At 61.2% G+C, this 12,804-nt stretch carries 12 protein-coding genes and 2 pseudogenes; 10 read left to right on the top strand and 4 right to left on the bottom strand.

Features of this window, described 5'->3' with window-relative positions:
• The first annotated feature begins 79 nt into the window (after positions 1-79).
• Positions 80-1,168 (top strand): GSCFA domain-containing protein, encoded by a 1,089-nt coding sequence (locus CIT26_RS01750; RefSeq protein WP_143747759.1) that lies wholly within the window; start codon positions 80-82, stop codon positions 1,166-1,168.
• A 16-nt stretch (positions 1,169-1,184) separates the two neighbouring features.
• Here the strand turns inward: CIT26_RS01750 and CIT26_RS01755 are convergent, their stop codons facing one another.
• Positions 1,185-1,922, bottom strand: coding sequence for a TylF/MycF/NovP-related O-methyltransferase (locus tag CIT26_RS01755; protein WP_095490963.1), 738 nt, complete (start codon positions 1,920-1,922; stop codon positions 1,185-1,187).
• A gap of 397 nt (positions 1,923-2,319) precedes the next feature.
• Entirely contained in the window at positions 2,320-2,946 is a 627-nt protein-coding gene (locus tag CIT26_RS01760; RefSeq protein WP_095490964.1) for a transglutaminase-like cysteine peptidase, read from the bottom strand.
• 606 nt (positions 2,947-3,552) lie between these two features.
• Between CIT26_RS01760 and CIT26_RS35560 the strand changes: the two genes are divergently transcribed.
• Positions 3,553-3,792, top strand: a complete 240-nt coding sequence (locus CIT26_RS35560) for a hypothetical protein (RefSeq protein WP_143747760.1) — start codon at positions 3,553-3,555, stop codon at positions 3,790-3,792.
• Between the two features lie 125 nt (positions 3,793-3,917).
• On the opposite strand, the pseudogene CIT26_RS01765 reads toward CIT26_RS35560, so the two are convergent.
• A pseudogene (locus tag CIT26_RS01765) lies at positions 3,918-4,175 on the bottom strand (PIN domain-containing protein); the annotation flags it as partial.
• Positions 4,148-4,395 (bottom strand): annotated as a pseudogene (locus CIT26_RS01770) (plasmid stabilization protein). The pseudogenes CIT26_RS01770 and CIT26_RS01765, both read right to left, overlap by 28 nt.
• A 218-nt stretch (positions 4,396-4,613) precedes the next feature.
• Between CIT26_RS01770 and CIT26_RS01775 the strand changes: the two are divergent.
• From CIT26_RS01775 to hutC, 8 genes are all read left to right on the top strand, one after another.
• Positions 4,614-5,387, top strand: a complete 774-nt coding sequence (locus tag CIT26_RS01775) for an SDR family NAD(P)-dependent oxidoreductase (RefSeq protein WP_095490965.1) — start codon at positions 4,614-4,616, stop codon at positions 5,385-5,387.
• 118 nt (positions 5,388-5,505) lie between these two features.
• On the top strand, positions 5,506-6,651 hold the full coding sequence (locus tag CIT26_RS01780; RefSeq protein ID WP_245318979.1) for an ABC transporter ATP-binding protein: 1,146 nt from the start codon (positions 5,506-5,508) through the stop codon (positions 6,649-6,651).
• A gap of 35 nt (positions 6,652-6,686) precedes the next feature.
• Positions 6,687-7,793: an ABC transporter substrate-binding protein gene (locus CIT26_RS01785; RefSeq protein ID WP_077381662.1), complete on the top strand. Its 1,107-nt coding sequence runs from the start codon at positions 6,687-6,689 to the stop codon at positions 7,791-7,793.
• 65 nt (positions 7,794-7,858) lie between these two features.
• Complete coding sequence (locus CIT26_RS01790) at positions 7,859-8,803, top strand: ABC transporter permease (protein WP_095490966.1); 945 nt, start codon at positions 7,859-7,861, stop codon at positions 8,801-8,803.
• Positions 8,800-9,600 carry an ABC transporter permease gene (locus tag CIT26_RS01795; RefSeq protein WP_095490967.1) on the top strand — a complete coding sequence of 267 codons (801 nt, stop codon included), beginning with the start codon at positions 8,800-8,802 and terminating at the stop codon, positions 9,598-9,600. Before CIT26_RS01790 ends, CIT26_RS01795 begins: the two co-directional genes overlap by 4 nt.
• A 35-nt stretch (positions 9,601-9,635) precedes the next feature.
• Positions 9,636-10,958 carry a histidinol dehydrogenase gene (hisD, locus tag CIT26_RS01800; protein WP_095490968.1) on the top strand — a complete coding sequence of 441 codons (1,323 nt, stop codon included), beginning with the start codon at positions 9,636-9,638 and terminating at the stop codon, positions 10,956-10,958.
• Between the two features lie 6 nt (positions 10,959-10,964).
• On the top strand, positions 10,965-11,969 hold the full coding sequence (locus tag CIT26_RS01805; RefSeq protein WP_095491031.1) for a zinc-dependent alcohol dehydrogenase: 1,005 nt from the start codon (positions 10,965-10,967) through the stop codon (positions 11,967-11,969).
• The gene (hutC, locus tag CIT26_RS01810; protein WP_095490969.1) at positions 11,966-12,697 is read left to right on the top strand and encodes a histidine utilization transcriptional repressor HutC; all 732 of its coding nucleotides are present in this window, start codon (positions 11,966-11,968) and stop codon (positions 12,695-12,697) included. Before CIT26_RS01805 ends, hutC begins: the two co-directional genes overlap by 4 nt.
• Positions 12,698-12,804: the final 107 nt, after the last annotated feature.

Here is a 12,804-nt window from a genome sequence, read left to right on the forward strand (position 1 = left end):
GACGCCGTCACACATGCGCCAAACTGGTACCTGACGTCTGACTTCGTTCGAAGTTATAGTCAATCTTGAATCCTCCTGATTGCGGCTGGCGGCGAAGCGGACTAAATGTCGGGCATTGCTGTCGGCGGCCGGCTATGAAGATCATGGAGCTATTGTGACATTACTAGAACGAGTTCGACGAAAGTACTTTCGGCTCCGCCACCAACTCGGATACATCAAACCTATCCGTTTGATGGCATCGAACAAATCAAACGCTAAGTATGACGACTTTGTCAGTTCTGGCGCCATTACAATCCGTAAAAACTCAATATTCACTTCTGACGACATATTCTTCACGATGGGTAGTTGCTTCGCGCAGGAAATTCGACGTGCATTGACAAGCAGGCAGATCGCATGCGTTCCGTCTTATAGAAATATCAGCTTCGACCCGGCACAGGCCATTGTAGATGAGCTGCCTCGGCAGGAGCATATGAACTTCTACAACACCTTCACGGTTCGCCTTCAGATCGAGCAAATGCTCGGGTTGTGGGATCAGGCCCATGACGACTGGTGGCAGGTCAAGAAACGTGCTCCTTGGGGCCCAATCTGCTTTCAGGACCCGTACCGCCGTGGCATCTTCGCCAAATCTCCGCAAGTTCTCAAAGAGGTGATCGAGAGCATGAACCGAGAGATGCGGGTTGGCTTCGATGCAGCCACGGCATTCATATTCACCTTCGGAATGACTGAGGTCTTCATCAACAAGGCCAGTGGCAAAATAGCAGCACAGAAACCGCTCTATCGTGGCGGAGGCGGGATGCAGGAAACGGCGCTTCACGTCAGCAGCTTTCAGGAAAACTACGCCAACGTGATGGCCACCGTGGACATGGTCCGTCAACACAAACCCGATGCACCGATAATTCTTACAGTCTCACCGGTTGCGTTGGCTCGGACGTTTCAAGACGCGGATGTCGTCACCGCGAGCACTGAAGGCAAATCCGTTCTTCGGGCTGTGCTTGGTCAAGTCTGCCGGGAACGGGACAATGTCCATTATCTTCCCTCATTCGAGTTTGTTACCTATGGAGGCCTTGCTCGTAGCTATAGAGAGGACTTACGACACGTAAAGATATCAGTCGTCGACGAGATCGTTGAACAGTTCTTCAATGCGTACTTTGCTCCGTCGTCGCCGTAGCCGCAGCCAATCAGCACTAGCTTGCCTTTACGACAATCGCCTGCCCCGTTGGAAGTTCGATGATGCCTTCAGGGCGGTTTTCGAAGAATTGATCAAAGGCCTTTCGGGCTCCAGGACAGAGCGCAGAGCCGTAATCGTCACAAATGATCATGCCATTCGCGCACACCCGATCGTAGAAGAAGGCAAGCGCGTCACGTGTCGGCTCGTATAGATCGACGTCAATATGGACCAGGGCGAAACGCCGGTCGGACACGCTGGAAAAAGTGTCTGGTATCCATCCCACATGAAAAGTGGTGTTGCTGAAGTCGGAAATATTCTCTCTGGCTACCTTCTCGTCGGTGCTGAGATCGCCGGACTTCCATGGCGTTCGGCCGTTTAGCTTGCGATCCTCTGCGGTTGGTTCGGAGAGGCCAGCGAACGAGTCGAAAAGGTGGTAGTGCCGTGGCCGAAGATCGCTCATCAGCATGAATATCGTCGACCGGCCTTGCCTTACGCCGCATTCGGCCACATCGCCATCGATACGCTCGATCGATCGCAAGCAGCTTTGCAGGACGAAAGCCCGGGGATCAGGAATCCCGCGGATGTTTTTGACCCGCTGCAGCGCCTTTCGGAAAAACGGCTGGTCTTTCCAGACCATATGACTGGAATAAACATAGAAGCCGTATTTGTCGGCCTTCTTCTGAGAGACCTTATACCAAGCCACGCCTCTGCGTTTTTTCGAAATAACAGCAAGCGCCGCGTCTCTCAATTTCATCTGTATCCTCCAGCATTCGATATGTTCACAAAACGGGCAGAAGAGAAAGCTCTGCCGACATCAAGCGCGGAATGAAATCGAGTTCCCGGCTGAAGGACGTGGGTTCGTCGAGCGCCGCAAGGAAGCGCTTCCCGGTGCTCGTAATGAGCCAAAGTCGAGAATGGAACTCCCATCGAGTGCGACTCAAGATCACGGGTCACGTGCTTGGGCCTAGTCAGGAAATAGTCGATCCCTGCCGGGCTGTCGGAGTTAACTCACTGCCAGGCTCGCGCTGCGCGCGCAGTTGATGGCACCGGCGTCTCACTATCACATGTTTGCATGCAGCCGGATCAACGCCCTGCGGCAGGTGCGCGTCGAAAAGCTCAGGCTCGTCATCGCGCTTGCGGCGGCGAGAGGTTCAGTCGACCGCACCGACCAGGACGTCGCGGTATTCAAGTATCGCGACCCAGCGCCCGGTATCTGTGGACGATTGCCTTTTTAGAAATCTATATCCAGTTTTCGACCAAAGCTTCACCTCGTCGTTGAGGTTGTCGAGCACATAGTCGCCTTTGTCGGTCTTGACCGTCAGCACTGCGTGCCCCTCGCCGTCTTTCTTTTTGACGACGGTGATCAGAAGGTTCGAGAGCGATATGCCCTCCAAATTGAGCATCCGGCGCTTAAGCAGGACGTAGTCCTCGCAGTCGCCGATCGCGCTGTCAGGATAGGACCAAAATTCCATCATTCCGTGAACGGCAAAATCGCTCACGGGCTTGATCGATCTATTCACGAGTTTGGTGACGGACGCGAGTTTGTCTTCCATGCCTCTGCTCAAAAGGACTGGAGGGACCCTGCCCGATCGTATCCTGCATTCTGAGGCATGCCTTCGGCAGAATTCAACGTGGCCGACCGGGATGGAACTCCGCTGCCCGGTGGCCATGGCACCAGACACCGCATCGGCCGAAGCTTTCTCCATCGGCGTCGCGGACATCATCAAGCCCAACAGTAGGCCGGCACACAGCCATGCCCGCGGTATAACCAATCCCATTCGCCCCGCCCAAGGTAACGACCCGAAACAATATTTAATATCGCGTTACCATCTTTTCACGGGCACATCAACGCAGCCGACACACAATTTACAGCTACCGTCGCGAACCATCACCAACGACCGAATGCTGGACGCCGCGCGGTCAGCGCCAGGGAATTTCCATGGCCACTGGAAGACCCTCGCGTGTTCTCGCATGATCGCATCGGCGTACCTGCGCTTATCGACGACCCAAACAATGGGGAATTGTGCGCCTGTACGTCACTGAGGTTCTTCAGCAGCGCCGCTTACGGGACCGGATGACGACGCCGACACGTATTTGGCTGCCCAAACGTGGACAGACGGCCGAGAAAAAGTTGTAGCCAAAATTGTCGAAGCGACCGAAGGCCAAGAGCTACGGCGCTCTCGCGTAGATTTCGCATACATTCGGATACATTTCGATGGCACCCGGGCAAACCTCTGCGACAGGGGTAGCGTAAGTTCCAATCGTGAGCAGGAAGGCTCGTCATGGTGACGAGACAGAACGCCGACAGCGGTTTCGCAAGCAGGAGTCAATAGCGCGCGAGGCGCCGATTGGCCGGTCTGCTCATTCGAAGAAAGGAAAATACGATGAACAAACTTGCAACGGCTTTCGTCCTCCTTGCCTTGTCGACAGGAGTCTCGCTCGCTGCCAATCAAAACCCGGATCGCGACCCGACCCGCGGATTCGCTACTGGCGTCGACAACAGCGGAATGACCTTGGATACCGGTCACACGGCTTCGTTGCCTCAAACGGTGGTAGCCCCGAAAGAAGAACAGCCACAGCCCGGCAAGGTGCTTAGGGGTCGTGCACCATGGGCAGGCCGTTAATATACGGAACTTGTATTCCCATGCAAAACTGTCCAATCACCCGCAATGCAACGAGGGTGGTTGGACAGGGGCGCAAGAAAATCCTGCCGCCATGCTCCAGTCCTGAATGAGCCATATCCGACGGGTCAGAACTCCCACGGAGAGAACGACTTGAGACCAGTCGTGCCGAAGACACCCAAATTCCGCGTCGCCAAGCGGCCGCTATTCACCCTTGAGATTGCAGCAATCATGCCGTCGGGTGCCGACTTCCCGCGGCCGGCGAACCGGCGACGCCAATCCGACAGTCCCTGGTCCAAACGCTCGGCACGCTGATCGGGTCGAATTTTCTGGATGCCGAAGGCGATCTCGGCGATGGTCACGGCTGGAAGCGCAAGTTCAGCGTCCGATTACCCCGGATCACTGCTTCAAGGTCGATTTCGGTACCATAAGCGCTGGCAATACGAGTGTAGAACGTCGATGCCGGCTCACGACCTGCTTGCCGAACCTCATAGATTCCAGTGCGCCCTCAACCACGTCGGCGATCGAGCGGTTCTCGCGTCGAGCAAGCCGATGGGCAAGATCGCGCGCCTTGGCGCTGCGTACGGAAAGCTGAGGTTCGGCCATAATGGAACTCCTTTTGCCGTGGATATGAGCCATCCGCACTGCCAGCAAGATGGCAGATGATGGCTTGCCATCCAACAGTTCCGTGATCGTCGGCCAGCGAAGATCGCGCATGAAGCGACCCCGGCAATAGCGCAGGATGTATAGACAACCGGCCGCAACTGGTGTTCGTTTCCAATCCGACCTTATGCAATTTCGAAAAATACAGGAGCCGTGACAGCATGGACGCCGCTCCCTTGTTCGACCTGACGGGAAAAAAAGCGCTGGTGACCGGCGCCAGCCGCGGCATCGGCCAGGCCATGGCGGAGGCGCTCTCCGCGGCTGGTGCGGACGTCGCGGTGACCGCTCGCGACGAAACATCCCTTCGTGAGACGGCGGACCGAATTAGCGCTAACGGGCGCAGGTCGCTTTGCCGGTCTCTCGACGTGCTCGACACCGATCGTATCCGCGTGGTGGTCGACGATGTCGCGGATGCCTTTGGTGGGCTCGACATCCTGGTCAACAACGCCGGCTATGAGCAAGTCCAGCCCTCGCTCGACGTCGACGAAGCAGTGTGGGACCGCATCGTATCGACCAATCTGAAGGGCGCCTTCTTCTGTGCGCAGGCCGCGGCGCGGCGGATGGCTGCCGGCAACAGCGGTGGCGCGATCATCAATCTTTGCTCGCTGACCTCCTATGTCGGCATTCCGGCCGCGGTGCCTTACGGTTCGTCCAAGTCTGGGCTCCTGGGCATGACGCGCGCGCTCGCCGCGGAATGGGCATCGCTCGGCATCCGCGTCAACGCCATCGCTCCGGGGTATTTCCATACGGCGATGACGGATGCTTTTTATCAGGATCCCGACTGGCAGACGGCGATGCTGGCCAAGATCCCGCAGCGGCGCTTCGGCACGATGCAGGATCTGGCCGGAGCCGTCGTGTTCCTGGCGAGCGGGGCATCAGCCTATGTCACCGGGCATTGCCTCCCAGTCGACGGCGGCTATCTCGCATCCATCTGAGCGACTGAGGTGTGGTGCAACAATAACCGTGTAGACCCGACTTGTATATGGTTGTATATACCACCTCACAACGCCGGACGTTCTTGCATGCGACCGGCGACAAACAAGGGGAACCGCCATGCAGGAGCCTTTCCGGGCCGTAGCTTCACGCGAAGCGGAAGGCGGCAGGGAAATCGCAGTCACGGTCCGCAACGTCGGGATGGACTTCGATGGGGTTCATGCCGTCAAGAATGCGTCCTTCGATCTGCCGAAGGGCCGGTTCCTCACCATTCTCGGGCCTTCTGGGTCCGGCAAGACAACCCTCCTGCGGATGATCGCCGGGTTCCAGACCCCGAGCAGCGGTGAGATCTTCATCAATGGCGAAGCGGTGAGCGCAGTGCCACCGCACAAGCGGTCGATCGGCATGGTCTTTCAGAGGCTTGCGTTGTTTCCACATATGACGGCGGCTGAGAATGTCGCGTTCCCGCTGAAGATGCGTCGGCGCGACGCACGCACCATTCCCGAACGCGTCGAGCGATATCTCGAACTGGTCCGGCTCGGGGGCTACGGCGGCAGGCGCATTCACGAACTTTCCGGCGGACAGCAGCAGCGCGTCGCGATCGCGCGCGCGCTGGTGTTCGAGCCCGACCTGCTGCTTCTCGACGAGCCGCTCGCTGCACTCGACCGCAAGCTGCGCGAGGAAATGCAGCTCGAATTCCGCCGCATCCAGCGCGAGCTCGGCGTCACCACGATCAACGTCACCCATGACCAGCGCGAGGCGCTGGTGGTTTCCGACGACATCGTCGTCATGGACCAGGGCGAGATCCAGCAGAAGGCGCAGCCGATCCACACCTACCGCCAGCCCCGTAACGCCTTCGTCGCCAATTTCATCGGCGTCACCAACTTCATTGCCGGCACGGTACGGGCCGTCTCGGAAGCAGGCGACGTCTCCATCCTTCGAGGTGATCTGATGCTTGCCGGAAAGATCGGCGATCCGGTCAATCCACCTGCGGAGGGCGACAAGGCGTCGGGAGCGATCCGCGCCGAACAGATCCGTCTCGCCGGCGATGCTGCGCAGCTGTCGAAGCTCGATTGCATGCTAGCCGGGACTGTCACTGACACCATCTTCGAAGGCGAGCGCATGGTCTACGAGGTAGCCTGCGCCGCGATTGGCGACGAGGTCATTCGCGTTTTTGACCATGATCCCGCCGCGCACACGCAGTTCGACATAGGCGAAAGTGTGTTCCTGGGGTGGAATGCCAGGGACATGCTTGTTTTTCGATAGAACCGGAAACCGGTCAAACCCAGAGGAGAATGCAGATGAAGCGCTTTAAGCCGACATTATCCCATCTTTCCCGCAGAACCTTCCTTCAGGCCACCGCTGCGCTCGGCGGCGCCTCGGCGCTCGGCCTGCGCGGCGCCTATGCGCAGGAACCGGAAAAGCCGGCGGAGATCATCGTGCGCGCCTGGGGCGGCAGTTGGGTGGATAGTTTGAAGGCCGGCGTGTCCGACAGCTTCACCAAAATGACGGGGATTGCTGTCCGTCACGACCTGACCGAAGACAATGAGATCCAGCCCAAGGTCTGGGCGGCCGTAGCGCAGAACCGGGTCCCGCCGATCCACATCAACTGGGACACCACCACCAATGCCACGAAATCGGCACTGCGCGGCGTGACGGAAGACCTCTCCGACCTGCCGAACCTCGCCAATGTGACGGACCTTGCCAAGCCGGCCGGCCTGGAAGGCTTCCCGATCGTCAACACCTACGGCTATGTCTATGTGCTTGCCTATCGGCCTGCGGCATTCCCGGACGGACCGCCGAAGTCCTGGAAAGACCTGCTCGACCCGAAGTTCAAGGGCCGGCTTGCCTTCTACAATGACGGCATCGGCTTCCATTTCCCAGCCCAGGTCGCCGGTGGCGGCAAGCTGGAGGACATACCCGGCAACATGCAGCCGGCTTGGGATTTCATTACCAAGATGAAGGCGCAGCAGCCGCTGCTCGGTGAGGATCCCGACTTCACCACCTGGTTCCAGAACGGCGAGATCGACGCCGCCTGCACCATCTCGACCAACGCCCGAGAGGCCCGCAAGAATGGCGTGAAAATCGAATGGGTCGTGCCGGAGGAGGGTGCGAAATTCGACACGGACGGTCTGTGGATTCCCAAGGGCCTGCCGGAAAACGAACTCTACTGGGCCAAGCAGTACATCAACCATGCGCTGACCAAGGAAGCCCAGCAGGTCTGGCTGGACGGCCTCGGCTTGCCGGGCGTGGTGCCGGGCCTCACACCGCCGAAGGATCTGGTGGGCGATCCGTCCTATCCGACCACCGAAGCGGATTTCCAGCGCCTCATCCGCATCTCGTCGAAGATCCAGGTCGAGAATGAGAGCGAGTGGTTTTCCAAGTTCAAGGCGATCATGCAGGGTTGACGCCGGGTCGGCCGGTGCTGCGCTAGCGGCACCGGCTCCTTCACGACGTCAGTTACGGATTTTTCATGCGGGCAGCCAGGACAGCCTATCCCCTCAAATGGCGCATCATGGATGCGCTGGAAGGCGTTGCCGCCGCCATCTGGCCGGCGCGGTTCCGACGCGCCACGCCCTATCTGATGCTGCTTCCGGCGGTGCTGCTGGTCGGACTGCTCGTGCTCGGTCTCATCCAGATTGCGGACGCCAGCCTGCGCACGCTCGACACCACTACTTTCCAGTTCTCGGACGACTATTCCATCGCCAATTTCCGGCGGGCGCTGACGGAGCCGCTTTTCCTCGTTGTCGCGCAGCGCAGCCTCATCGCCGCCCTGATCGTCACCGCGGTGACACTCGTCTTCGCCTTCCCCTACGCCTATCTGATGGTGCGCACGCGTTCGCCAGGATTGCGCAAATTCCTGCTGATTGCGCTGTTCCTGCCCTTCTTCATCGGCCAGGTGGTGCGTGCCTATGGCTGGCTGATCATCTTAGGCAACCAGGGCATGGTGAACGAGGCACTCGGCCTTGTCGGGGTCGCCCCGATGCGGCTCATCTACAACTATCCCGCCGTGCTGTTCGGCCTCGTCCAATACATGCTGCCGTTTGCCGTGCTGATGCTCGCGCCGGCACTCACAGCCATTCCCGAGGAGCTGGAGGCGGCCGCTGGATCGCTCGGCGCGAACTGGGTTCGCACGTTCATCCATGTCGTGTTGCCACTCGCTCGTCCGGGCTTCATCGGCGCCGGTGTGGTGGTGCTGACGCTTTCGCTTACCGATTTCGCGGTCCCCGCGATCCTTGGCGGCGGCTCCCATGACTTCATCGCCAACGCCATCTACGACCAGTTCTTCCGAACGTCCGATCAGGGTCTCGGCGCGACGCTGGCGCTTATGCTGGTCGCGCTCGGGTCAATCCTTGTCGGCCTCGTGTTCGCGCTGTTTGGAGCTGGAACGCTCGCCATGGGGAGATCCCGGGCGTGAGCGGCTCGCGCAGCAAATCGGTTGTTCTGTGGACCCTGGTGACGATCGCCCTGGTGACGCTTTCGGCGCCGACGGTCGTCGTGCTCGGCGCTTCCTTCACCGGCGGCAACATCATCACGTTTCCGCCGGATGGGCTGTCGCTTCGGTGGTACGCGCGTATCTCGCAGGCCTCCGACCTGCGCAACGCTTTCCTGCGTACGCTCCATGTCGCGGCGGTCTGTACGATCGTTGCCATTCCGGTGGGCACGCTGGCCGGCATCGCGCTGGCGAAATATGCGGTGCGTTTTGAGAAGACGATCCAGATCTATCTGCTGCTGCCCTTTACCATCCCGCTGATCGGATCGGGCATCGGCCTCATGCTGATTTTCGGCAACGCCGGCATTCTTGGCCAGCTCTGGCCGGTCGGCATCGCCTGCTGCGTCATCAACCTTCCCTTCATGATCTGGGCGGTGACGGCGAGTGCCACCGGGCTTGACCCGGATCTTGAACTGGCCGCCGCCAATTGCGGCGCGCCGCCGCTCCAGGTGTTCTTCTCCGTCACCCTGCCGGCGGTTATGCCGGGGGTGATCACCGGCTCGCTGCTGATGTTCATCCTTGCGCTGAATGAGTTCCTGGTCAGCCTGCTGCTCGTCGATGCCCGCATCGTGACGCTGCCGGTGCTGATCTACAACTCCATCCGCTCGATCATCACGCCGGATCTTGCCGCGATCTCCGTGGTCTTCATCGCCTGCTCGGCTGTCGCCGTCTTCCTGCTCGACAGGCTGGTCGGGCTCGACATCTTCCTGAAATCGAAATGAGGAATGCCGGCCCGCCGGGCCGAAAAGGAAATCCTATGCCAAACGTATCGTTCCACGACTTGAGCCAACTCGACGTCGCCAGTCGAGCGGCACTGATGCGGCGCTCAGAGACCGATCTCTCCAGCTTTATGGAGAAGGCCGCACCGATCATCGAGGCGGTACGAACAGAAGGCGACGCCGCGCTCATTCGCTTCGCCCGCGACTTGGACAAGGCAGATCTCGATGCCGCGCGGCTGAAGGTCAGCCCCGCCGAGTTCGACGCCGCCTTCGGCATGGTGGACGAGGACGTGGTCGCCGCCATTCGCTTCGGCATCGACAACATCCGGCATTTCCACGAAGAGCAGAAGCCGGAAGCGATGTGGCTTAAGGAAATGCGGCCCGGCGCGTATGCCGGGGACCGCTTCACGCCGATCCGCTCGGTGGCGCTCTATGTCCCGCGCGGCAAGGGGGCGTTCCCTTCGGTGACAATGATGACCGCAGTGCCCGCCGTGGTGTCGGGCGTCCCGGAGCTTGCTATCATGACGCCGCCAGCGCCCGATGGTTCGGTGGACGCAGCGACACTGGTTGCGGCGCGCCTCGCCGGTGTCGAAACGGTGTACAAATGCGGCGGCGCGCAGGCGGTCGCCGCGGTCGCCTACGGCACAGAGACGATCAGGCCCGCGCTCAAGATCGTCGGTCCAGGCAGCCCTTGGGTCGTTGCGGCCAAGCGGCTGCTTGCCGGGGTCATCGATCCCGGCCTTCCCGCTGGTCCATCGGAAGCGATTATCCTCGCCGACGACAGCGTGCATGGCGGACTGGCCGCGCTCGACCTCCTGATCGAGGCGGAGCACGGGCCCGACTCGTCGGCCTATCTGGTGACCCACAGCCGCCGCGTCGCGGAGGAGGCACTGGCGGCGCTGCCCGAGCACTGGGCGCGCATGACCGATCAGCGGGTAGCGTTCTCCACCGCGGTGCTGACCGGTGCCTATGGCGGCATCGTGCTGACGGCATCGATCGAGGAGAGCTACCGCTTCGTCAACGACTACGCACCTGAGCATCTGGAGATCCTCTCCACCGATCCCTTTGCGCACCTTGGCCACATCACCGAAGCCGCCGAGATCCTGATGGGGCCGCACACGCCGGTTTCGATCGGCAATTTCGGGCTGGGTCCCAACGCCGTGCTGCCGACCAGCCGCTGGGCGCGTACCTGCGGACCGCTCTCGGTCACGGATTTCGTCAAGCGCTCTTCGATCGGCTACGTGACGGCGGCGGCCTATCCGGAATTCGCCCGCCATGCCCGCACACTTGCCCGCTATGAAGGCTTCTCCTCGCATGAACACGCCGTCTCCGACGTGCGCGACCGATATCTGGTGCGGTAGCGGATGATGAAGGCGGCCAGACTCCATGCGGCGGGCGATTTGCGGGTTGAGGATGTGCCATCTCCCGGCGAACCAACGCCTGGCTGGGTGCGGCTCAGGGTGACGGCCGCCGGCATCTGCGGCTCCGACCTCCATAACTTCCGTACTGGTCAGTGGATCAGCCGCGCGCCGAGCGTCGTCGGGCATGAATTCGCCGGTGAAGTGACCGCCGTGGGGGCCGGCGTGTCCGAACTGGCCTGCGGAGACCGGGTGGTCGCCGATTCGCGTTTCTGGTGCGGCGAATGTCCTGCTTGCCGGGCTGGCCTGCATAATGTCTGTGCCACACTCGGCTTTGTGGGCGAGCTCTGCGACGGCGGCTTCGCGGAAGAAACGGCGCTGCCGGCGCGGCTGCTCCTGCGCCACGACCCCGCGCTCGATCCCGCAATCGCCGCCATGGCGGAGCCGCTGGCGGTCGCCTTGCACGCAGTGCGGCGTCTGTCGGCGCCGGCCGGGGCGCCGGTGCTTATCGCCGGTTGCGGCCCGATCGGCGGGCTGGCGGCGCTACTCCTGTCGCGGCCCGGCGAGAGACCTGTCCTCGTCGCTGACCGCAATGCGGCGCGTGCGGATCTTGTGGCCGAGGTGAGCGGCGCAACCGTCGTCGATCTGGACGCCCTGCCCTGTGATCCCAACCTGCGCCATGCCATCGACGCGACGGGCAGCGTGGCGGTGATGGCGCGGCTGCTCGATCTTCTGGCCGGCGGCGGCACGCTGGCGCTGGTCGGCATTTCGCATGGCCGCCTCGATCTCGACCCCAACCTCCTGGTCGAACGCGAGATCGCGCTTGTCGGTTGCCACGCCTTCGCCGACGAGCTTGCGCCGGCCGTCGCGATGCTTGGTGATCTCGCGCCGGCGCTGTCGCGTTTCGTGGCCGAGGAGATCGCGATCGACGAAATCCCCGCCGCCTACCAGCGCCTGATCGCAGGCACGAGCGGCGGTTTGAAGACCATCGTCCGAATAGAGAGAGGGCGATGATCAAGCTTCCCGAAACCGCCGGACCGCTCTACGAAAAGGTCAAGGACTACGTGCTCGGCAACATCGGCAGCGGCAAATGGCCGAAGGACCGCAGGCTGCCTTCCGAAAACGAGCTGGTCAGCACGCTCGGCGTCTCGCGCATGACCGTGCACCGGGCGCTGAGGGAACTGACCTCGGAAGGCCACCTCCTGCGCATCCAGGGCGTGGGCACCTTCGTGGCGCCGCCGAAACCGCAATCTGCTCTCATCGAAATCAGGAACATCGCCGGCGAGATCGCCGCGCGCGGCGGACGCCACAGGGCCGAGGTCGTCGTGCTCGAGAAGATCCGCGACCCTGCGCTGGACCTTATCGTCGCCTTCGAGTTCATGCGCCGCAGACCGGTCGCCCATTCGATCATCGTGCATTTCGAGGACGATGTGCCCGTCCAGCTCGAGGAGCGCTTCGTCAATTCGGCTCTCGCACCGGACTACCACCGGCAAAATTTCGTTGCGACCACCACCTATGACTATCTGCAGCGGGCGACGCCGCTGACGGAAGTGGAGCACGTGATCTCGGCCATCGCAGCCGACGAGGTGGCCGCGCGCCGTTTGATGATCCAGCCAGGCGACCCCTGCCTGCTCCTGCATCGGCGGACCTGGTCAGGCGCGGCGGTCGCCACCGTCAACAAGCTCACCTATGTTGGCAGCCGCTATTCGCTTGGCAGCCGCTACGCGCCCTCGCCCGCATGAGCGGGGTCACGTAGCCAAGCCGGGCGTGGCAGCCTATCGGCCAAACGGCTGCTTTGATAGGAATCAGTTCTGCCTGCGCCGCCGTTTTTCTTGTTGGCGCCGACCCA

Source organism: Mesorhizobium temperatum (assembly GCF_002284575.1).
In the GTDB taxonomy this organism is placed as follows: Bacteria; Pseudomonadota; Alphaproteobacteria; order Rhizobiales; family Rhizobiaceae; genus Mesorhizobium; species Mesorhizobium temperatum.

Bases quoted from the DNA above. Each gene is read 5' to 3' on its own strand.
- CIT26_RS01755 (WP_095490963.1), bottom strand. From the start codon at position 1,922: ATGAAATTGAGAGACGCGGCGCTTGCTGTTATTTCGAAAAAACGCAGA.
- CIT26_RS01760 (WP_095490964.1), bottom strand. From the start codon at position 2,946: ATGGGATTGGTTATACCGCGGGCATGGCTGTGTGCCGGCCTACTGTTG.
- CIT26_RS35560 (WP_143747760.1), top strand. From the start codon at position 3,553: ATGAACAAACTTGCAACGGCTTTCGTCCTCCTTGCCTTGTCGACAGGA.
- CIT26_RS01775 (WP_095490965.1), top strand. From the start codon at position 4,614: ATGGACGCCGCTCCCTTGTTCGACCTGACGGGAAAAAAAGCGCTGGTG.
- CIT26_RS01780 (WP_245318979.1), top strand. From the start codon at position 5,506: ATGCAGGAGCCTTTCCGGGCCGTAGCTTCACGCGAAGCGGAAGGCGGC.
- CIT26_RS01785 (WP_077381662.1), top strand. From the start codon at position 6,687: ATGAAGCGCTTTAAGCCGACATTATCCCATCTTTCCCGCAGAACCTTC.
- CIT26_RS01790 (WP_095490966.1), top strand. From the start codon at position 7,859: ATGCGGGCAGCCAGGACAGCCTATCCCCTCAAATGGCGCATCATGGAT.
- hisD (WP_095490968.1), top strand. From the start codon at position 9,636: ATGCCAAACGTATCGTTCCACGACTTGAGCCAACTCGACGTCGCCAGT.
- CIT26_RS01805 (WP_095491031.1), top strand. From the start codon at position 10,965: ATGAAGGCGGCCAGACTCCATGCGGCGGGCGATTTGCGGGTTGAGGAT.
- hutC (WP_095490969.1), top strand. From the start codon at position 11,966: ATGATCAAGCTTCCCGAAACCGCCGGACCGCTCTACGAAAAGGTCAAG.